The 20,221-nt window shown below is 70.9% G+C and carries 12 protein-coding genes; 5 read left to right on the top strand and 7 right to left on the bottom strand.

All coding sequences use genetic code 11. From position 1 onward, the window contains the following. The first annotated feature begins 109 nt into the window (after positions 1-109). On the top strand, positions 110-388 hold the full coding sequence (locus ACFYR3_RS22280) for a hypothetical protein (protein ID WP_355844487.1): 279 nt from the start codon (positions 110-112) through the stop codon (positions 386-388). Positions 389-695: 307 nt separating this feature from the next. Here the strand turns inward: ACFYR3_RS22280 and ACFYR3_RS22275 are convergent, their stop codons facing one another. After that, positions 696-1,694, bottom strand: a complete 999-nt coding sequence (locus tag ACFYR3_RS22275) for a rhomboid-like protein (protein WP_389284461.1) — start codon at positions 1,692-1,694, stop codon at positions 696-698. A 346-nt stretch (positions 1,695-2,040) separates the two neighbouring features. On the opposite strand from ACFYR3_RS22275, the gene ACFYR3_RS22270 reads away from it, so the two are divergent. From ACFYR3_RS22270 to ACFYR3_RS22255, 4 genes are all read left to right on the top strand, one after another. After that, a complete protein-coding gene (locus tag ACFYR3_RS22270; RefSeq protein ID WP_389284493.1) occupies positions 2,041-2,718 on the top strand; it encodes a spermidine synthase in 678 nt (225 codons plus the stop codon). Positions 2,719-2,831: 113 nt separating this feature from the next. Continuing rightward, positions 2,832-3,569, top strand: coding sequence for a response regulator transcription factor (locus tag ACFYR3_RS22265; RefSeq protein ID WP_356785375.1), 738 nt, complete (start codon positions 2,832-2,834; stop codon positions 3,567-3,569). 62 nt (positions 3,570-3,631) lie between these two features. Then, positions 3,632-4,792, top strand: a complete 1,161-nt coding sequence (locus tag ACFYR3_RS22260) for a HAMP domain-containing sensor histidine kinase (protein ID WP_355844494.1) — start codon at positions 3,632-3,634, stop codon at positions 4,790-4,792. 281 nt (positions 4,793-5,073) lie between these two features. Then, positions 5,074-8,865, top strand: a complete 3,792-nt coding sequence (locus ACFYR3_RS22255; RefSeq protein ID WP_389284459.1) for a multifunctional oxoglutarate decarboxylase/oxoglutarate dehydrogenase thiamine pyrophosphate-binding subunit/dihydrolipoyllysine-residue succinyltransferase subunit — start codon at positions 5,074-5,076, stop codon at positions 8,863-8,865. A 102-nt stretch (positions 8,866-8,967) separates the two neighbouring features. Here ACFYR3_RS22255 and fxsT (ACFYR3_RS22250) read toward each other — a convergent pair whose 3' ends face one another. The 6 genes from fxsT (ACFYR3_RS22250) to fxsT (ACFYR3_RS22225) all read right to left on the bottom strand — a co-directional run bounded on the left by fxsT (ACFYR3_RS22250) (position 8,968) and on the right by fxsT (ACFYR3_RS22225) (position 19,989). Continuing rightward, entirely contained in the window at positions 8,968-12,444 is a 3,477-nt protein-coding gene (fxsT, locus tag ACFYR3_RS22250; RefSeq protein WP_389284457.1) for an FxSxx-COOH system tetratricopeptide repeat protein, read from the bottom strand. After that, positions 12,441-13,748 carry a CHAT domain-containing protein gene (locus ACFYR3_RS22245; RefSeq protein ID WP_389284455.1) on the bottom strand — a complete coding sequence of 436 codons (1,308 nt, stop codon included), beginning with the start codon at positions 13,746-13,748 and terminating at the stop codon, positions 12,441-12,443. Before ACFYR3_RS22245 ends, fxsT (ACFYR3_RS22250) begins: the two co-directional genes overlap by 4 nt. Next, positions 13,738-15,510: a magnesium chelatase gene (locus ACFYR3_RS22240; RefSeq protein ID WP_389284453.1), complete on the bottom strand. Its 1,773-nt coding sequence runs from the start codon at positions 15,508-15,510 to the stop codon at positions 13,738-13,740. Before ACFYR3_RS22240 ends, ACFYR3_RS22245 begins: the two co-directional genes overlap by 11 nt. Before the next feature lie 9 nt (positions 15,511-15,519). Further along, positions 15,520-16,416 carry an AAA family ATPase gene (locus ACFYR3_RS22235; RefSeq protein ID WP_355844509.1) on the bottom strand — a complete coding sequence of 299 codons (897 nt, stop codon included), beginning with the start codon at positions 16,414-16,416 and terminating at the stop codon, positions 15,520-15,522. Positions 16,417-16,475: 59 nt separating this feature from the next. Then, positions 16,476-16,871 (bottom strand): CU044_2847 family protein, encoded by a 396-nt coding sequence (locus ACFYR3_RS22230; protein WP_355844512.1) that lies wholly within the window; start codon positions 16,869-16,871, stop codon positions 16,476-16,478. Between the two features lie 106 nt (positions 16,872-16,977). Continuing rightward, positions 16,978-19,989 carry an FxSxx-COOH system tetratricopeptide repeat protein gene (fxsT, locus tag ACFYR3_RS22225; protein ID WP_355844515.1) on the bottom strand — a complete coding sequence of 1,004 codons (3,012 nt, stop codon included), beginning with the start codon at positions 19,987-19,989 and terminating at the stop codon, positions 16,978-16,980. Positions 19,990-20,221: the final 232 nt, after the last annotated feature.

Below are 20,221 nucleotides of genomic sequence, written 5' to 3'. Positions count from 1 at the left end.
TCACCTGCTCGCCCGCCACCAGGCCGCACGTGCCACTGCTCGGCCGGCCCGGCTTCTTGCGCCGTCGCTCGGGATGCGGGGTGACCACTTGCCGTTGGAAGGTGGAGTCATGAACCATCACCACTCCCAGCCCACGTTCGACATCGACCGCCGGCTCGTCACGACCGGTGCCGTGCTCACCGCGGCCGGTGCCCTGGTGGCATTCAGCGGCATGGCCATCGCGGCCGTCGCCGTGTTCTCCGCAGGCCGGAGCATGATCCGCGCCATGGACGTGCCTCCGACCCAGCAGGCCGCCATGAAGTGGCGGCAGGCCAAGGAGGCGTCCCTGGCGGGCGTACAGGCATGGCAGTCCGCGTCCGACGCCCAGAACGGGTCGCCCGCCCGCTAGCTAGGCCCTGTGCCGGATATCCCCGGCCGTTGCTGTCGGGCGCCGTCGCTGCGGACCTCGCCCGACGGCCGGGCGCTGCCGTCACCAGCAGCAGGACGCGTGGAACCCGAGGGTCGGCCGTGCGGCCCGCGCCGGCGTGCGGCCACCCGCGCGAGCACACCGGGTGCGGTCGGGTCACGCACGGCGTTCATGGGTGAGCGCGTCGGCCGTCACCCCGACGGCTCAACGGGTCGCCTCGCGTCCGCGACGACAGGGACGCGACGCCCCTGAGCCGATCGGAGCGTCTTCCGATCGGGGAGCCCGCGGCTCAGCGCCGCGCGACCGGCCCGGGGAATCGGTGCCGGTGCCGCTGCCGTACCAGTGGCCAGGTCGCGACGCCGATCGCCAGCGCGATCAGGTGGCCCCCGTCCGTCACGGGGTCGGTCATGAGGATCAGGTCCTGAACGAGGACCGCGCCGAAGCCGATCAGGAGCGGTCGGCGCAGCCAGGGAGAGAGGAGTCCCGCGAGCGAACCGACGCTCGCGGCGACGCCGAAGCTGATGCCGTAGTCGAGCCTGTGCAGTGAGCCGACGGGCAGGACGCCCGCCAGCACCGCCAGACCGACCGGCACTTCGGTGGCCAGCGTGGCCGCCACATGGCCGAGCAGGAAGACACCGGCCGCCCACGCCGTGCCCGTACGACGCTCCAGCGCCGTCAGCACGAGCAGAAAGCCGACCGCGTACGGCGAGGCGATCCCGCCGACGATCCACAGCGCGCTCGCGATCAGTACGAGTACCGGGTGGCGCGCGAGGTGCGCGACGTCCGTACTGGACGCCTGGTGCAGGGCGTGGACGAACGCGGGGTGCGCGTGGTCGGCGAGGTAGGACGTGGCGGCGAGGACAGCCGCGTACCCGAAGGTGAAGGGCGTACCCAGAGGGGTGGGCAGAAGCCGCCGGACAGGGAGTCCGCCGAGCCGGCCGGGGAGTGCACATGGGGCGGAGCCGGAGTCGGTCGCGAGGGCCTGCGCGGTGGTCGGGCCGGGCGCGGGCATGCCCGCCGGTTCGAGCCGGCTCGGCGCTTCCAGTACGTCCACCGATCCGGGCGTGCCCGCCGACCCGAGCATCGGTGTGGCCGTCGACAGGGCCTCAGCCGTGACCTCTGCCGTGGCCGCGGGCGTGGCGCCCGGGGCCGGTTGTGGCGTGGAGCCGTCGCGCTGCTGCGGCATCCCGGGGAGACGGTTCAGGGGAGGTGTGCCCGGCGCCGGCCCGGTGGACGTACCGGCTCGGCCGGTGGGCGCGTCGGCTCGCCCGGTGGTGCTCGGGTCCACAGTGCGTCGCTCCTTCCGTCGCAACCCACCCTTCGCGTCCCCTTTATCGCTGTCTATGACCGGCGCCACGTACAGAACGATTCTCAGCAACTCCTCAAGAAAGGGGCCGAGACGTCGGGGCCTCCACCTGAGATCCCCGGTCCGTCACCGCGTCAACCTCGTACGGCCCGCCGTCACCCCCTGAATCGGAGAACCGCCCCGATCACGCCCCGCGCGGCCCGCCCCGTACGGCGCAGCGGAGCCCGGCCCCGCACCGCCCTGGGTCCGGGCCGCGGGGCCGGACCCGGAGGCCCGGTCCCCGATAATTCCGGCCACCCCTGCCGGCGAAAATGCCAGGATGGCGGCCATGACTGCCTCGTACGACACTCCAGTGGTCATCGACCGCCGTCAGGGCCCGTACGGCGAGGTCGTGCTGCGGAGCCACGGCACTCTGCTGCAGATCATCGCCAACGGGTGCTTTCTGATGGACACCTCCGACGGGCGTTCCGAGCGGCTGCTCGTGGACGCGGCGTACGACGCCCTCGACGGGCGCCCGGAGCCGAGTGTGCTGATCGGCGGGCTCGGCGTCGGGTTCTCGCTCGCGCACGCCGCCGCGGACCCCCGCTGGGGGCGCATCACTGTTGTCGAGCGCGAACAGGCCATCGTCGACTGGCACCGTGACGGCCCCCTCGCCGCGCTCTCGGCGCAGGCGCTCGCCGACCCGCGCACCGACATCGTCGAGACCGATCTCGTGGAATACGTCAATGAGATTTCCGACACGTTCGACGCGCTGTGCCTCGACATCGACAACGGACCCGACTGGACGGTCACCGAGGGCAACGCGGGACTGTACGGGAAGTCCGGACTGGCAAGCTGCGCAAGGGCGTTGAGACCGGGCGGCGTGCTCGCCGTGTGGTCGGCCCAGCCCTCTCCGGAATTTGAAGAATCCTTGCGGAATGCCGGATTCCATCGGGTTCGTACCGAAGAGATCCCCGTTGCCCGGGGCGTTCCCGACCTCGTGTACCTCGCGGTAAGGCCTGGATAGCCGAGGCACGGTGACTGCCCGTACCCTGCTTGCCTGACGCGGATCATTCAAGCGTCAAGCGCAGTCATGGGATCACCCCACGGATTCCGGAAAGCACACTTCAGGGGCGGGCGATGGAGCAGACACACACCTCCCAGAACGGTACGGCGGCGACCCCCGGCGCTCAGCGCCGGGTTTTGGTCGTCGAGGACGATCCGACGATCGTCGACGCCATCGCGGCCCGGCTGCGAGCCGAGGGATTCCTCGTGCAAACCGCGGGCGACGGTCCGGCCGCCGTCGACACCGCCGAGGCCTGGCAGCCCGATCTGCTGATCCTCGACATCATGCTGCCCGGCTTCGACGGTCTGGAGGTCTGCCGTCGTGTGCAGGCCGCCCGCCCGGTGCCGGTGCTGATGCTCACCGCGCGCGACGACGAGACCGACATGCTGGTCGGGCTCGGGGTCGGCGCCGACGACTACATGACCAAGCCTTTCTCCATGCGCGAGCTGGCCGCTCGGGTGCACGTCCTGCTCCGCAGAGTCGAGCGCGCGGTCGTCGCGGCCTCCGCTCCGCGCAGCGGCATCCTGCGCCTCGGCGAGCTGGAGATCGACCACGCGCAGCGCCGGGTGCGGGTCCGCAGCGAGGACGTGCACCTCACTCCCACCGAATTCGACCTCCTCGTCTGCCTCGCGAACACCCCGCGTGCCGTACTCTCGCGCGAGCAGCTTCTCGCCGAGGTGTGGGACTGGGCGGACGCCTCCGGTACCCGGACCGTCGACAGCCACATCAAGGCGCTGCGCCGCAAGATCGGCGCCGAGCGGATCCGCACGGTGCACGGCGTCGGCTACGCACTCGAGACCCCGACTCCCTGAGCCGGGCCTCCGTAGGAACGTCGGGACCCGCGTGATCGGGAACCGCGTGAGGGGCTGATGTGATGAGCGGACTCGGAGAACGGGAACGCAGGCTCGGCGAGCGAGGACGCGGACTCGGCGAGCGCGCGTCCGGTGAGCGCAGGGGCACGGGCTCCTGGGGTGACGTGCGGCCCTTCTCGATCAACACCAAGCTGGGCGCGCTGGTCGTCATCTCCGTGCTCATCACCACGGGTCTGTCGATGATCGCGGTGCACACCAAGACGGAGCTCCGCTTCATCACGGTCTTCTCGATGATCGCCACCCTGCTGATCACGCAGTTCGTGGCGCACTCGCTGACCGCGCCGCTGGACGAGATGAACGCGGTGGCCCGCTCCATCTCGCACGGCGACTACACCCGCCGGGTGCGTGACGACCGGCGGGACGAGCTGGGCGTCCTGGCCCAGACGATCAACCTCATGGCCGACGAGCTGGAGGCCCAGGACCGTCAGCGCAAGGAGCTCGTGGCGAATGTCTCGCACGAGCTGCGCACCCCCATCGCGGGGTTGCGCGCGGTCCTGGAGAACGTCGTGGACGGCGTCTCGGCCGCCGATCCCGAGACGATGCGCACCGCGCTGAAACAGACGGAGCGCCTCGGGCGGCTGGTGGAGACCCTCCTCGACCTGTCCCGGCTGGACAACGGCGTCGTACCGCTGCGCAGGCGCCGCTTCGAGGTGTGGCCGTATCTGTCCGGCGTACTGAAGGAGGCCAACATGGTCGCCTCCGCGCGCGCGGACCTCAGCTCGGGCTCCGGCGGCGGCCACACCCGCACGGACGTCCATCTCCACCTCGACGTGTCCCCGCCGGAGCTGACGGCGCACGCGGACCCGGAGCGGATCCATCAGGTCGTCGCGAATCTCATCGACAACGCGGTCAAGCACAGCCCGCCGCACGGCCGGGTGACGGTGCGGGCACGGCGGGGCGACCATCCCGAGTCACTGGCCCTGGAGGTCCTGGACGAGGGACCCGGTATCCCGAAGTCGGAGTGGCACCGCGTCTTCGAACGGTTCAACCGGGGCGGGGTGCCCGCGCCGCACGGTCCGGGCAGCGACGGCGGCACGGGCCTGGGCCTGGCCATCGCCCGGTGGGCGGTCGATCTGCACGGCGGCCGGATCGGTGTGGCCGAATCTCAGCGGGGTTGCCGGATCCAGGTCATCCTTCCGGGACTCCCTTCTCTGCCAAGTTGACGTAAAGTTCGAACCGGAGCCGCAAGATCCATCGCTGTCGCCGTCGGCGTACACGTGTGATCAGGCACGGGACCGTGTGAAGGGTGCCGCGGCCCTCGGTCGACGTACCCAATCCGAAGCGGAACCCCGCTTGTTTCCCGCCATTTCCATGGGCGAAACACGGATTCCGATGTGACTTACACGACGTTGGACCGGCCCGGCCTGACCTTCTCGGCCAGGGAGGCGTAGCCTTTATTCCCGCTGTCCATCACCTTGTGAAGCGGAAGAGGGCGGTTGCCGCCGTGTCGCCACAGTCCCCCAGTAACTCGAGTCTCTCGACCGATGACCAAGCCGCCGGGAAGAACCCCGCGGCCGCCTTCGGTGCCAACGAGTGGCTCGTCGACGAGATCTATCAGCAGTACCTCCAGGACCCGAATTCGGTAGACCGAGCCTGGTGGGACTTCTTCGCCGATTACAAGCCCGGGGCGCCAGCCGCCTCGGCTCCGGCGGGTACTGCGGCCGCGGGGGCCGCAGGGACCACCCCGGCCGCTCCGGCCGCCCCCGCGCCGCCCGCGGCGCGCCAGGCTCCCCCCCAGCCAGCCCCGGCCGCGCCCGCTCCGGTGGCCGCTCCCGCGGCCCCGAAGCCCGCTGCCGCCGCCCCGGCTCCCGCGAAGGCCGCTCCGGCCGTCGCGAAGCCGCAGGCCGCTCCGGCCGCCGAGGCGCCCGAGGGCCCGGAGTACGTGACCCTGCGCGGTCCCGCCGGTGCCGTCGCGAATAACATGAACGCCTCGCTGGAGCTGCCCACGGCCACGTCCGTGCGCGCGGTCCCGGTGAAGCTGCTCTTCGACAACCGCATCGTCATCAACAACCACCTGAAGCGCGCCCGGGGCGGGAAGATCTCCTTCACCCACCTCATCGGGTACGCGATGGTGCAGGCCATCAAGGCCATGCCGTCGATGAACTGGCACTACGCGGAGAAGGACGGGAAGCCCACCCTCGTCAAGCCGCCGCACGTCAACTTCGGCCTCGCCATCGACCTGGTGAAGCCCAACGGTGACCGCCAGCTCGTCGTCGCGGGCATCAAGAAGGCCGAGACGCTGAACTTCTTCGAGTTCTGGCAGGCCTACGAAGACATCGTCCGCCGCGCCCGTGACGGCAAGCTGACGATGGACGACTTCACCGGTGTCACGGTCTCGCTGACCAACCCCGGCGGCCTCGGCACCGTCCACTCGGTCCCGCGTCTGATGCCCGGACAGTCGGTCATCATGGGCGTCGGCTCGATGGACTACCCGGCGGAGTTCCAGGGCACCTCCCAGGACACCCTGAACAAGCTCGGCATCGCGAAGGTCATGACGCTCACGTCGACCTACGACCACCGGGTCATCCAGGGCGCCGCCTCCGGCGAGTTCCTGCGCATCGTCGCGAACTCCCTGCTCGGCGAGACCGGCTTCTACGACGAGGTCTTCGAGTCGCTGCGGATTCCCTACGAGCCGGTCCGCTGGCTCAAGGACATCGACGCCAGCCACGACGACGACGTCACGAAGGCCGCCCGTGTCTTCGAGCTGATCCACTCCTACCGGGTCCGCGGCCACGTCATGGCCGACACCGACCCGCTGGAGTACAAGCAGCGCAAGCACCCCGACCTCGACATCACCGAGCACGGCCTCACCCTCTGGGACCTGGAGCGCGAGTTCGCCGTCGGCGGCTTCGCGGGCAAGTCCCTGATGAGGTTGCGCGACATCCTCGGTGTGCTGCGCGACTCGTACTGCCGCACCACCGGTATCGAGTTCATGCACATCCAGGACCCGAAGCAGCGCAAGTGGATCCAGGACCGCATCGAGCGCCCGCACACCAAGCCGGAGCGCGAGGAGCAGCTGCGCATCCTGCGCCGCCTGAACGCGGCGGAGGCCTTCGAGACCTTCCTGCAGACGAAGTACGTCGGCCAGAAGCGCTTCTCCCTGGAGGGCGGCGAGTCCGTCATCCCGCTCCTCGACGCCGTCATCGACAGCGCCGCGGAGTCCCGCCTGGACGAGGTCGTCATCGGCATGGCCCACCGCGGCCGGCTGAACGTCCTCGCGAACATCGTCGGCAAGTCGTACGCGCAGATCTTCCGCGAGTTCGAGGGCAACCTCGACCCGAAGTCGATGCACGGCTCCGGCGACGTGAAGTACCACCTGGGCGCCCAGGGCACCTTCACCGGTCTGGACGGCGAGCAGATCAAGGTCTCGCTGGCCGCCAACCCGTCCCACCTGGAGACGGTCGACCCGGTCATCGAGGGCATCGTCCGCGCCAAGCAGGACATCATCAACAAGGGCGGCACGGACTTCACGGTCCTGCCCGTCGCCCTGCACGGTGACGCGGCCTTCGCCGGCCAGGGTGTGGTCGCCGAGACGCTCAACATGTCGCAGCTGCGCGGCTACCGCACGGGCGGCACGGTCCACATCGTCATCAACAACCAGGTCGGCTTCACCGCCGCCCCGGAGTCGTCGCGCTCCTCCATGTACGCCACCGACGTGGCCCGCATGATCGAGGCGCCGATCTTCCACGTGAACGGCGACGACCCCGAGGCCGTCGTCCGTGTCGCGCGGCTGGCCTTCGAGTTCCGCCAGGCGTTCAACAAGGACGTCGTGATCGACCTCATCTGCTACCGCCGCCGCGGACACAACGAGTCCGACAACCCGGCGTTCACGCAGCCGCTGATGTACGACCTGATCGACAAGAAGCGCTCGGTGCGCAAGCTCTACACCGAGTCCCTGATCGGTCGCGGCGACATCACCCTCGAAGAGGCCGAGCAGGCGCTGCAGGACTTCCAGGGCCAGCTGGAGAAGGTCTTCACCGAGGTCCGCGAGGCCGTCGCGCAGGTGCCCGAGGCTCACATCCCGGACGTCCAGGCCGAGTTCCCGGTCGCCGTGTCCACCGCGGTCTCCCAGGAGATCGTGAAGCGGATCGCCGAGTCCCAGGTCAACATCCCCGACAACGTCACCGTGCACCCGCGGCTGCTCCCGCAGCTCCAGCGCCGTGCGGCGATGATCGAGGACGGCACGATCGACTGGGGCATGGGCGAGACCCTCGCCATCGGTTCGCTGCTCCTGGAGGGCACGCCGGTCCGGCTGTCCGGCCAGGACTCGCGCCGCGGCACCTTCGGTACGCGTCACGCGGTGCTGATCGACCGGGTCACGGGCGAGGACTACACCCCGCTCCAGTACCTCTCGGACGACCAGGCCCGCCTGAACGTCTACGACTCGCTGCTCTCCGAGTACGCGGTCATGGGCTTCGAGTACGGCTACTCGCTGGCCCGCGCGGACGCGCTGGTCATGTGGGAGGCGCAGTTCGGTGACTTCGTCAACGGCGCGCAGACGGTCGTCGACGAGTACATCTCGGCCGCCGAGCAGAAGTGGGGCCAGACGTCCGGCGTCACCCTGCTGCTCCCGCACGGCTACGAGGGCCAGGGCCCGGACCACTCCTCGGCCCGTATCGAGCGCTTCCTCCAGCTGTGCGCGCAGAACAACATGACGGTCGCCCAGCCGACGCTCCCGTCGAACTACTTCCACCTCCTGCGGTGGCAGGTGCACAACCCGCACCACAAGCCGCTGGTGGTCTTCACCCCGAAGTCGATGCTGCGCCTGAAGGCGGCGTCCTCGAAGGCGGAGGAGTTCACGTCGGGTCAGTTCCGCCCGGTCATCGGTGACGACTCCGTCGAGGCGTCCGCCGTGCGCAAGGTCGTGTTCTGCGCCGGCAAGCTGTACTACGACCTGGAGGCCGAGCGGAAGAAGCTCGGCAGCACGGACACGGCGATCATCCGTATCGAGCGCCTGTACCCGCTGCCGGGTGCCGAGCTCCAGGCGGAGATCGCCAAGTACCCGAACGCCGAGAAGTACCTGTGGGCCCAGGAGGAGCCGGCGAACCAGGGTGCCTGGCCGTTCATCGCGCTCAACCTGATCGACCACCTGGACCTGGCGGTCGGCGCCGACGTCCCGCACGGCGAGCGTCTGCGCCGCATCTCGCGTCCGCACTCCTCCTCCCCCGCCGTCGGTTCCGCGAAGCGGCACCAGGCGGAGCAGGAGCAGTTGGTGCGTGAGGTGTTCGAGGCGTAGGCCTCCGGCACACCACCGACAGGCCTGGCCTGTACGGCTTCGGAGACCCGGTTCCCTTTCGAGGGGGCCGGGTCTCCGGTTTGTGCGGCGGGCCGGCCCGGATCAGGTCGTCAGGGGTTCGAAGTCCCAGCAGGGGCGTACGCGGGCTCGCGCGGCGCGGGTGCGGGGGTGGTCGGGGCCGATTGCCGCCGCCAGGTCGTCGAGGGCCCGTGCCTCCAGACGGTCGGCCTCGGTGCGGTGGCCGGTGGCCCGCAGGTCGGCGCAGAGGGCGATACGGGCGGCCAGCGTCAAGGGGTGCGAGGCGCCGAGGACTTCGCCCGCCTCAGCCCTGGACAAGGTGTCCCGGCCCATCGCGAGGGCCGTCTCGTGGTCACCGGCGAGTGCGGCCGAGGCGGCTGCGTTGAGGGCGCAGCCGAGCGCCCAGGGGTGGCCCGGTCCGACCGCTCGCGCCATGACGGCCGACGCGTGGTCGGCCAGGACCACGGACGCCTCCCGTTCGCCGACCGCACGCAGGATCAGGGCCTTGTTGGCATGGGCCCCGGCAACGTACGGATGCGTGGGACCCAGCATGCGTTCGTAGCGGGCGACGACGGACTCCATGGTCTCGCGTGCCTCGGTGAGGTCCCCGTGCTCCCGCGAGAAGCAGCTGTGGGCGGTGGCGAGGATCAGGCTCAGCGGGTCGTCCTCGCCGACGACCCACTCACCGCGTGCACGCACGGACGCGAACAGGGAACCGGCCTCGGCGAACTGCCCCGCCTGGTCATGGCACATGGCCAGGTTGTGCTCGGCCTGCAGGGTCTGCGGGTGATCGCGTCCCATCTGCGCACGGTGCCGTTCCACGCAGTCCTTCTGAGCAGCGAGGGCTTCCCGCGCTTTGCCCAGGAGACGCAGATCGATGGCGTAGAACGTCTCGGAGAGCAGTGTCCAAGGGTGGCCACGACCCAGGACCTGGTAGCGGGCGTGCAAAGTGCTCCGGTCGGTGTCCAGCGCGCCCTTGTAGTCGCCGAGCAGGCGCAGCGAGACCGCCAGGTTGTTCCGCGCGGCCAGAACGTCCCGGTGGTTCTCGTCCTCGAGGAACTCCTCGTTGGCGTCGCAGACCTCCCGCGACAGGCCGTACGCCTCCTCGTAACGACCCAGAGCCCGTAGGTCCGCCGCAAGGCCGGCCGCGGCGCGCAGGTACAGCTGCGGGCCCGCTCCGCGGTTCCGGGTGCCCCGGTGGCGCTCGGCGGCGGAGCGGCTCACGGTCTCGCTGTGCCGGTAGTCACCGACCGCGCGCAGGAGGTTGGCGTAGTGGTGGCTGAGGTCCCACAGTCGGGGATGGTCCGCGCCGAGGCGTGACTGCCAGGCGGGAACCGCCTGTTCGGCGAGGCGAAGCCCGGTGGCGTACTCACCGAACAGGTAGAGGTAACGCAAGCAGTCGAGAACCAGATTCAGCGAGGCCGGGTCTGTGTCGTACAGGGCGTCGGCGTACTCCAGATGAGGAACAATCTCGGCGTAGACAGGCCACGACTCGGGGTCGCCCGGTCGGCCTCGAGCTGTCGCGGCGAGCGAGGCGCGGGCCGCGGCAGCATATTCCTCGGCTACTTCTGCCGACATGTCCTGACGGGTCACCTGATGCACTATCCGGTGCAAGTACAGGACGGTCGCCTGGGACTCCAGCCGGGCCACTGAGTACTGCGACAGTTTCCGGATCGTCCTGTCCCACAGGTCTGTGTCGTTCATGAGTCCGACCAGGGCCTCCGGCCGTGCTCCGGCCGGCACGCCCCGCAGGAGGCGCACGGGTACGGAGCCCGGCGAGAAGAACGCGCACAGGCGCAGCAGGTCGACGGATTCGGGAGCGGTCTCGCGGAGCCTGTTCAGGAGGATCGCCCCGGCGGTCTGGTAGGTGACCGGGAAGTCCGCGGAGACGGCGAGGATGTCGCGGTCGGCGCCGCCTTCCAGCAGGGCGATGTACTCCTGGACCGGCAGGCTCGAATCGTTCAGCCAGCCCGCTGTCTGGTCGAGCAGGAGGGGCAGGTCCTCCAGGGCTTCGGCGAGTTGGTACGCCTCGTCCGTGGTGAGCCGGGGCGCGCGGCGGCGGATGAAGTCGATGGATTCGCCTCGGTCGTAGAGCGGAACCTCCAGCAGGTCGACACCGTGGAGCGCCCAGTCGGAGTTACGACTGGTGATCAGGACATGACCGGTTCCACTCGGTACCAGGCCGGCCATTCCGTCGACTTCGTCGGCACTGTCCAGGACGAGCAGCCAGCGCCGGTGCGGCACACCGCGGCGCAGCGCCTGCTGGACGGCGCGGATGCGTTCGCCGTACTCCTGGCCCGTTCTCAGCCCCAGCGCCGGGGCGAGCTGGGCGAGTCGCTCACGAAGCGTGCCGAGCTGGTCGGCGGTCGCCCACCACACGACGTCGTACTCGGAGCCGAACCGGTAGATGTACTCGGCGGCCAGCTGTGTCTTGCCGACACCCGACATGCCGCGCAGCGCCACCGTGCCGGATTCCGCGTCCCGAAGCCGCGTGCCCAGTTCGTCGAGCAGCGCGTCGCGGCCGGTGAAGTCGGTGTTGCGGCGCGGCACACCGCCCCAGACGGCTGGGTCGTCGGCGGGGAAGCGTGGACCCGAGCGGTCGGCGTCGTCCGGCAGGGGTGAGGTCGGCAGGCCCAGACGGATCAGCAGACGCCGCTCGGCCTCCTGGGCACCGAGCCCCGACAGGTCGACCGGTTCGAGTGCGGCCACCGCTGACGGCAGGGGCGACGCCGTGACCATGACGGGGACGAAGCGGTCTGCGTTCGGGACGACGACCTCGCGCAGGGCCGTGTTCCAGTCGTCGTGACCGCGCGGTCCGCTCCGGAAGTACCCCGCGTGCGGGATCAGGAGCACCGAGCCGGACGTCAGCAGGTACTCACGAAGTGAGTCCGCCGTGGACATGACTTCCGGCGGATCCCAGCGGTGCAGCGCGACCGCCTGACCGCGCCGCTCCAGCCGGTCCGCGATCCATGCGGCCCAGCCCCGGTTGAATCCGGCATAGCTGATGGTGACGGTCTGGGCGCCGGTTCTCACGGGGACGGACGCGGGCTCGGTGGTGACGACGGTCGACGGCTCGGCATCGCGTGTCCGTGGCTGCCGTCGGTGGGGCGCGGGCCCCGACTGCCGGGCGCGTACGACCTCCGCGAGCTGGGCCGCCGGAGCGCGGCCCGGGTCCCGTTCCCAGATCTCCGAGCGCAGTTCGGCCTTGCGGACGGGCACGCCCCACTGGTTGCTGACCGTCAGCCACAGCGCGGCGGGACCGGGGATCGAGCCGGTGGAGACACGGAAGGCGGCCGGGCCGTAGGTGCCTCCGAACCGGTGCAGGACGACGCTGGGGTCGTCCAGTGCCGTACAGACGAAGTGCGGGGAGCCGTCGAGGGCGACGGTGAAGGTGAACTCCTCGTCGGGGTAGGGCCATCCGGGATCTCCGTCGTCCGCGGGCAGCGGTCCGCGCAGGTCGACCGTGACGAGGTAGTCGCAGTCGGTCTCGGCGCGGTGCGGCCAGGCGACGACGGGTTCGATGAGGAGAGGGAGCCCTTCGGGGGCGGGCGGGGGACTCATCGCGCTCCGCCTTTCCCGGCTTCCCGGGCCGTGAGTCGCAGCGTGGTCAGGGGGTGACCGTAGTAGTGGAACATGAAGGCGTACAGCAGTCGCAGGATCCGTTTCTGGCCCACCTCGTCCACCAGGCCGTCGTCGTCGCGGATGGGTGGGACGGCGGACGGCGGGCCGAAGTCCTCGGCCGCGCGGGCTCTGAAGGACAGCAGGGTGTGGGTGACGGGCCGGTGGGGGTGTTCGGCGACCTGCTCGACGAGGCCGCGCACCAGCACGCGGGCCTCCTTGTCGCCGACCTGGCCCGCGGTGACGATGCAGCCGCCGGCCCCCTTGCGCAGGAAGAGTTCGGCGAAACCGCGCAACGCCTGCTCTCCTTGCGCACTGTTGAGGACGGCCCGCCCGGAGTGACAGGCGTTGAGGCACACCAGGGAGCGGTCGGCGCGCAGGGCGCCCATGGCCTGGCCGTTCAGCTCGGCCCAGGTGCGGTTGCCGAGGGTGAGGCGCGGGACGGTCTCGCCGTACGTGCCGTGGCAGCCCATGTAGACGAGTCCGGTGGGTTCGCCCGGGGTGTCGAGGGCCTGGAGGAACGTGCTCATCCTGGCGTGGAGTTGGTGGGCGTACGGGCGGAAGACCCGTCCGTCGTCGGCCATTTCGTGGTGAAGGTAGCCGAGTACGCGACCGCAGCAGTCCGTGGTCTCGCGGGGCAGGTCGTGACCGCTGTCGTGCACGGTCGTCCACCGGGACATGACCACTTGAGCGCCCAGCCATGCCTCGCGGAGTCCCCGCGCCCGGTCCTCGGGCAACAGGAAGAGTTCCCAGGGGAGTTCGTAGCCCGTGTCGTCCCAGACGAGGAGCCGCAGGGTGGCGCCGTGCCGGGCACGGACGCGGTTCAGCCAGTCGCCGAGCTCCGGCTGGTTGCGCGACCACAGATGGATGGCGTGCAGAACATCGGCCGGGTACTCGCCGTCGCGGCGGATGTTGCCCAGACCCGCTCCGGGGGCGTTCAGCCGGGGCGATTCGGCCGCGCCCCGGACAGTGAGGTCCCCGCACCAGCCGGTCACCCGGTAGGCGTCGCGGCCCGCGCCGTCGTGGGCGCGGACCAGGTAGAGCACGGCGTCCCCGTCCTGGAGACGCCGGTACGGATGCGCGACGGCGCCTCCGACACCGAACCCGGCCTCGCGTGGCTGCCGGAGGTTGCGCAGGGAGGCGGGGGCGCGGCGGGCCGCCTCCTTCAGACCGGGCAGCGCTGCCCGGCGCACCATGGATCCGGTCCCGGAGAGCCATCGGGCGCCGTGTTGTGCGTCAGCTCCCATGGCCCTCCCGTCCCTCGACGACGGTGGCGTCCAGCGTCTCCGCCAAGGCGAACGGGAGGTCCCCGTACGGCGTTCGTGCCGCGTCGACCACCGCCACACGCAGCCTGCCGCGGTCCAGGGCGGCGAGGGGCGCGGCCGCGGCGAGGCTGTCCTCGACACCCTGTGCGCCCACGGGCCCGCGCAGCCGGCCGGTGTGGCTGGCCCGCAGCGGAACGTTGCCGCGACCGTCGGTCACCACCACCAGCCAGGCCTCCGCGAGGGCGCTGCCCTGGAGGCGAAACGCCTGGCGCAGCGCCCGTCCGGCCTGTTCGATGCCGTGGGCGAGCGGTGTGGCCCGCCCCTTGGCCCGGTACAGGGCGGCCAGCACCCTCGGGTCGAGCACGCCGCGCGCGGCGAACGATTCGGCACGCAGCTCGTCCCTCGCGTCGGCGCCGCCGACCTCGACGACATGGAGGGCGGCCCGCGTGGTGTAGGCCCACTGGAGGAACGGGGTGAGCGCGTCCTGCCAGTCCCAGTCGCCCCGGCAGGTGTGGTCGAGGAGGAGGGTGAGCAGGCGTTCGGGGGCAGGGGCACGGATGTTGCTGTGCAGGTCGACGGGGGTGACGGTGAACTCCGTGTGGCCCCGGACCCGTTGGTGCATGGCGGCCTCCCGTACGGTCCGCACCAGTGCGAGGTCCCGCAGGTCTCTCGCGCGCCGGGTGCCCACGACGGCACCGCGCGCCGAACCGGGCCCGGAGCGCCGTTGCCAAGGGTTGCGCAGCGGTGTGAACTCGCGCAGCGCCGCCGCCTCGTCCTCCGGGTACGGCGTGCCGGCCGGAGCGCCCGGCGCCGGGCCGACTCCCTGGGCGGGGCCCGACGCGAGCAGCGGTGCCTCGTCCGCCGGGCGGGGCCTCTTCTCGCTTCGGGCCCCCCGGGGCGCGGTGTCGCCGGGTGGCGGCAGCGGTGGGGGCGGCGGGCGGGGCGTCCCGTCGTCCGTGCGGTCGGAGGCCTGCGGTGTCTCGGTGATCCGCAGCCCGATGAGCCGCGCCGCCTCGTCGCAGTGCGCCGCCGTCACCTCGCGTTGCCCGCCCAGGGTGGCGAGCGCTCTCGCGAGCCGGGCCAGGGCGAGGCTGCGGCGCGGGCCGGCGCCGGGACCGACGATCTCTTGTACGCGAGTGACGGCTTCGTCCGTGCTGACGGCCAGCGCGCCCGGCACGGAGGGCGTCTTGTGAGGCCATTCCGCCGGGACCGTGCGCAGTCCGGGCACGGCGAGCCGCAGTGCGAAGCGGTCGAGGAGGTGCGGGGTGACGCGCCCCGCGTCCTCGGAGCGGCACACCGCGAGCCAGCGGGCCCGTGGCCGGTCCAGGAGCCGTAGCCCCGGCTGTTCGACGCAGACGACGTCGGCGCCGAGGAGCTGCACGGCGGCCCTCGTGCCGGCGAAGCTGAGATGGGCCAGATCCGGCACTACGGCCAGGGGTGGCGGACCCGCGGCGGCGACGAGGGGGCCGGGCACGACGGTGAACGCGATGCCGTCCCGTTGCCGTTCGAGCCGGGAGGTGGTCCACAGCTCCTCGTCGCGGGTTGCGGCGCCGAGCGGGATGCGGGCGGCGGGGGGTCCCGGCTCGCCCAGGATCGCGGCGAAGAGCCCGGCGACCGGGCGGACGAGCCGCGGCTCCAGGTCGAAGAGCAGCACGCCGGACAGGGCCGGGTCGAGGGCGGCGCACCGGAAGGCGCGCTCCAGCCGTCGCACGTCGTCAGGCGGTTCGGAGGCCGTGAGGGTCATCGGGCGGGTTCAGCCGGCGTCGAAGAGGTCTCTGATCCGGTCATGGTCCTTGGACCCCCAGTCGAAGGTGCCGTTGTGGGCGGCCTCGGGCCGGCGATGGCGCAGGGCGAGTGGCAGGACCCGGAGCAGATGGTCCGGGGTGACGCGGTCGGAACCGTCCAGAGCGGCAAGGGCTCGGGCGGCCTGGACGGCGACGATCTCACCGCGCTGCCCTACGGCGTCGAGCCGCCCGGCCGCCTCGGCGCACAGCCGCATGACGCGGTCGGGAACGTCGACCTGTGGGAGCCGTGACCTGGCGGTCTCCAGACGGTCGCGCACGGCGGCGTTGTCCCGCTCGGCCTGCGCGAGCCACTCGGAGGTGTCCAGGGACCGCTCCTCCTCGAAGGCCAGGACCGTGCGGATCATGCGGTGCCGGGCCTCCGCGTCCAGATCCGTGGCGCTCACCATGAGCCCGAACCGGTCCAGCAACTGCGGTCGCAGTCCGCCCTCTTCGGGGTTCATGGTGCCGACGAGACCGAAGGCGAGCGGCTTTTCGGTGGCCATCCCCTCGCGCTGCACGGTCAGCACTCCGGTGGAGACGACATCGAGGATGATGTTGACGACGTGGTCGTCGAGCAGGTTCACCTCGTCCACGTAGAGGATTCCCTTGTCGTGCGCCTCCTCGAGGAGTCCGGGCTGTTCGAGGGTCTCACCACGGATCAGGGCGTCGAGCCGCCAGCCTCCGACGACCCGGTCGTCGGTCGCGTTGATGGGCAGGGTGACCGGCAGTTCCCCGTGCGCCATGAGCCCGAAGCCTCGTACCAGGGTGGACTTGGCCGTACCGCGCTGCCCGGACATGAGTACACCGCCGATGCGGGGCGCCACCCGGTTGAGCTCCAGGGCCAGCTTCAGGCCGTCCTGTCCCACGACACGGCTGTACGGCAGGATCGACCCGCGCCAGCGCCTCTCCCGTGGCGCGGCGCCGCTCATGAGGCGGCCCCGGCCGCGCCCCCCGCCGCTTCCGGTCTGCCGGAGGCCTGCCATCGGAAGGTGATCTGCAGCTGCGCCTCCGCGCCGCTCTTGACGAGGGCCGCCACACCCGCGTCGACCTTGATGGAGAGCTGCATCTCGATCTCGTCGGGCCGCAGGCTCGCGTCAAGATCCTCGAATCTCCGTACGGCCTGTGCGGCGCACCGGCGTGCCAGGTCCAGTCCGTCGGTGTAGACGTCGCGGGCGACCTCGACGACACGGCGAGCGGCTCCTTCTCGCGTGTCCTCGTCTCCGTAGACGAGGTCGAGGCCGTCGGTGGCCAGGTCCGTTCCGACTTCGACAGGGATGGGTCCGTCCGCGCCCGCCGGGACAGGCCCCACTAAGATCACCACGCGCCCCCCTGGTCCAACTCTCGCGCATTGCATGGTCGTTGTGAGAGATCTGGGTCATTCCCCGGCACACGGACGGTTATGCGCACCGGGGATCGGCATCGTGGGATCAGGTGGACAGTGGCTCGAAATCCCAGTAGGGCCGGTTGCGGGAGCGGGCCGAGATGGTGTGGACATGCCGGGGACCCAGCGTGGCGTCCAGGTCGGCGAGGGCTTCCTGTTCCGTCTTCTCGGCCTGGCGGCCGTCCCGCAGGGCCCGTAGGTCGGCGGCGAGGGCGATACGGGCGGAGAGTGTCAGCGGGTGGGTGCGGCCGAGCGTCTCGGTGGCCCGGGTGACCGACTCCTGGCTGAGGGCGGCGGCCCGCTCCGGGTCGCCGACCAGGTTGCGCAGGGCGGAGGCGTTGATGGCGCAGCCCAGCGTCCAGGGGTGGCCCTCACCCACCGCCGCGGTCATGCCGGCCAGCGCCTGTTCGATGACGACATGGGCCTGGTCCCGTTCGCCGACACTGCGCAGCACCAGGGCGTGGTTGGCGCGGACACCGGCGATGTAGGGGTGCCCCTCGGCGAGCATCACCTCGTACCGGGCGACGACGGACTCGCCGAGTTCCCGCGCTTGGTCGATGTCGCCGTGCTCACGCGTGAAACAGCTGGTGGAGGCGGCGAACCTCAGCGTCTGCGGATCGGTCTCGCCGAGGGCGCGCTCGCAGCGCTCCAGTACCCGGGCGAGCAGGGTGCCCGCCGCGGCGCGGTCTCCGGTGCGGTAGTGGCACAGGGCGAGGTTGTGTTCGGCCTCGAGGGTCTGCGGCGCGTCGGCCCCCATGACGAGGCGGTACTCGCGGACGTTCTTGGCCTGGATCGACTCGGCCTCGGTGTAACGGCCGAGCAATCGCAGATCCATGGCGTACGAGAGCTCGGAGTTGAGCGCCCATGGATGCCGCGCCCGCAGCAGCAGTCGGCGCGCCTCCAGCGTCCGCCGGTCGATGTCCAGTGCCGCGCCGTAGTGGCCGAGCAGCCGCAGGGACACCGCCAGGTTGTTCTGGGCGCCGAGGGTCCGTGAGTCCTGTTCGCCCAGGAGGTCGCGGTACGTCAGCACGAGTCTCTGGGAGAGCTGCAGCGACTCGTCGTAGCGGGCGAGGCCGCGCAGGTCCGCGCCGAGGCCGCTGACCGCTCGCAGATGGTCGAAGTCCTGCTCGCCGCGCTGCTCGCGCAGATGGTCGACGGCGGCGCGCTCGATCGTCTCCGTGCGCTCGTAGTCGCCGACCGCCCGCAGCAGGTTGGCGTAGTGGTGGGTCAGCTCCCAGATCCTCGGGTGGTTCTCCCCGAGCAGCGTCCGCCAGGCGACGAGGGCGCGTTCGCCGAGCTTGATGCCCGACCGGTACTCGCCCGAAATGTACATGTAGCGAAGGCAGTTGAAGACCAGCGTCTGAACCGCCGAGTCCTTGCTCTTCAGTACGTCCGCGTACTTCAGATGCGGGACGAGCTCCGCGTAGCCGCTCCACAGCCGGGTGTCCGTGGGCCGCCGGGGGTCCGCCGCGGCCAGTGCGCGCCGGACCACGTCGATGAACTCGCGGCGGTCCTCGTCGGGCATGTCCTTGTGGACGATCTGGTGGACCATGCGGTGCAGGTACAGCGACTCGCCGGAGGACGCCGCCTCGTCACCGGCCGCCTCATGGGACTCCAGCCGGACGACGGAGTACTGGCGGAGCTGGTTGATCGCCCTGTTCCACAGCAGCGGGTCGTTGAGCAGACCGGCGATCTGTTCGGGCAGCTGGTCGTGCGGCATCTCCTTCAGAAGGCGTACGGGGATGAAGCCCGGCGCGAAGAAGGTGCACAGGCGGAGCAGGTCGACGGACTCCGGGACGGTGTCGCGGAGTTTGTTCAGCAGTATCGACCAGGCGGTCTGGAAGGCGACCGGGAAGTCGGCGGAGATCTTGACGACGTCCTGGTCGATGCCACCGTCCAGGAGGGCGATGTACTCCTGGACGGACAGGTCCGAGTCGTTGAGCCAGCCGGCCGTCTGGTCCAGCAGGAGGGGCAAGTCCTCCAGCGCGTCGGCGAGTTGGTCGGCCTCCGGTTCGGTGAGACGGGGTGCGCGGCGGCGGATGAAGGCGACGGACTCGTCACGGGCGTAGACCGGCACCTCCAGCAGCTTGCTGTTGTGCTCGCTCCACTCGGGGTTGCGGGAGGTGATCAGGACATGGCCGGGCCCGGTGGGGACGAGGTCGTAGATCTGGTCGGGCTCGTCCGCGCCGTCCAGGATCAGCAGCCAGCGGGAGTGCGGGTCGCCCCGGCGCAGCGAGTCGCGTACGGCGCGCAGCCGTTCGCCGTACTCGGCGCCGGTCGAGAGCTCCAACTGCGGCGCCAGTTCCGCCAGTCGGCGCCGGTAGGTGACCCGTTTCTCGGCGTTGACCCACCACACCACGTCGTACTCGGAGCTGAATCGGTAGACGTACTCGGCGGCGAGCTGGGTCTTGCCGACGCCGGACATGCCGTGCAGGGTGACGACGCCCGCGCCCGCCTCGGCGCCCTGGAGCAGGTGGTAGGCGTCGTTCAGGAGCGGCTCGCGGCCGGTGAAGCGGGTGTTGCGGCGCGGGACGCCGCCCCAGACCTCGGGCATGGCGGCCGGGAAGCGGGGACCGCGCCGGGCGTCCTCGACGGACTGCGGGAGGGGTTCGGAGGGCAGGTCGAGGCGGTCGAGGAGGCGGCGCTCGGCCTCGTCGGGGCCCGTGTTGTTCAGGCCGACCGCGCCTAGCACGGTGGTGGCCGTCGGCACCGGGCTGTTGGTGACGGAGACGGCAGCGAAGCGGGACGGGTCGGGCGCGACGACTTCGCGCAGCGCGGCGTTCCACTCCTCGTAGGTGCGCGGGCCGAGCTGGAAGTACCACTCACTGACGATGATCAGGATCCGGCCCCGGGCCAGTGTCAGGTCGCGCAGCAGGTCGACGAGGGGCACCTCGGCCGGGGCGTCCCAGCGCTGGTACACCACACGATGGCCACGCCGCTCCAGACGGTCCCCGATCCAGGCCGCCCAGGCCCGGTTGAAACCGGCGAAGCTGATGGTGACGGTCTGCTTCGCGGACCCCCTCTCGGCTGGCCCGACCGGCGTACGAGCTCCAGACATGCAGCGGCCTCCCCGCGCGTGATTTTAGAACCGTTGCGAGGGTCGGCGATAGGGCGCCGACGCACGCCAGTCGCTTGCTCCACGGTTCCTTCTCGAACGTGTTCAGCGACGATCTTGGCGCACCGACCGTCCCGCGTCCGGGAACCCGCGGCTTTCGGCGAGGATGGCTCAATCGAGACGTGGCATGGCGCGTTCGACGGGCGCGCGGGGCGCGTTCGGCGGGCCCGGTTCG

Source organism: Streptomyces sp. NPDC005784 (genome assembly GCF_042871525.1).
Classification (GTDB): domain Bacteria; phylum Actinomycetota; class Actinomycetes; order Streptomycetales; family Streptomycetaceae; genus Streptomyces.
The sequence above is the reverse complement of the archived record's forward strand: the minus strand, read 5'-3'. Positions and strand labels throughout refer to the sequence as shown.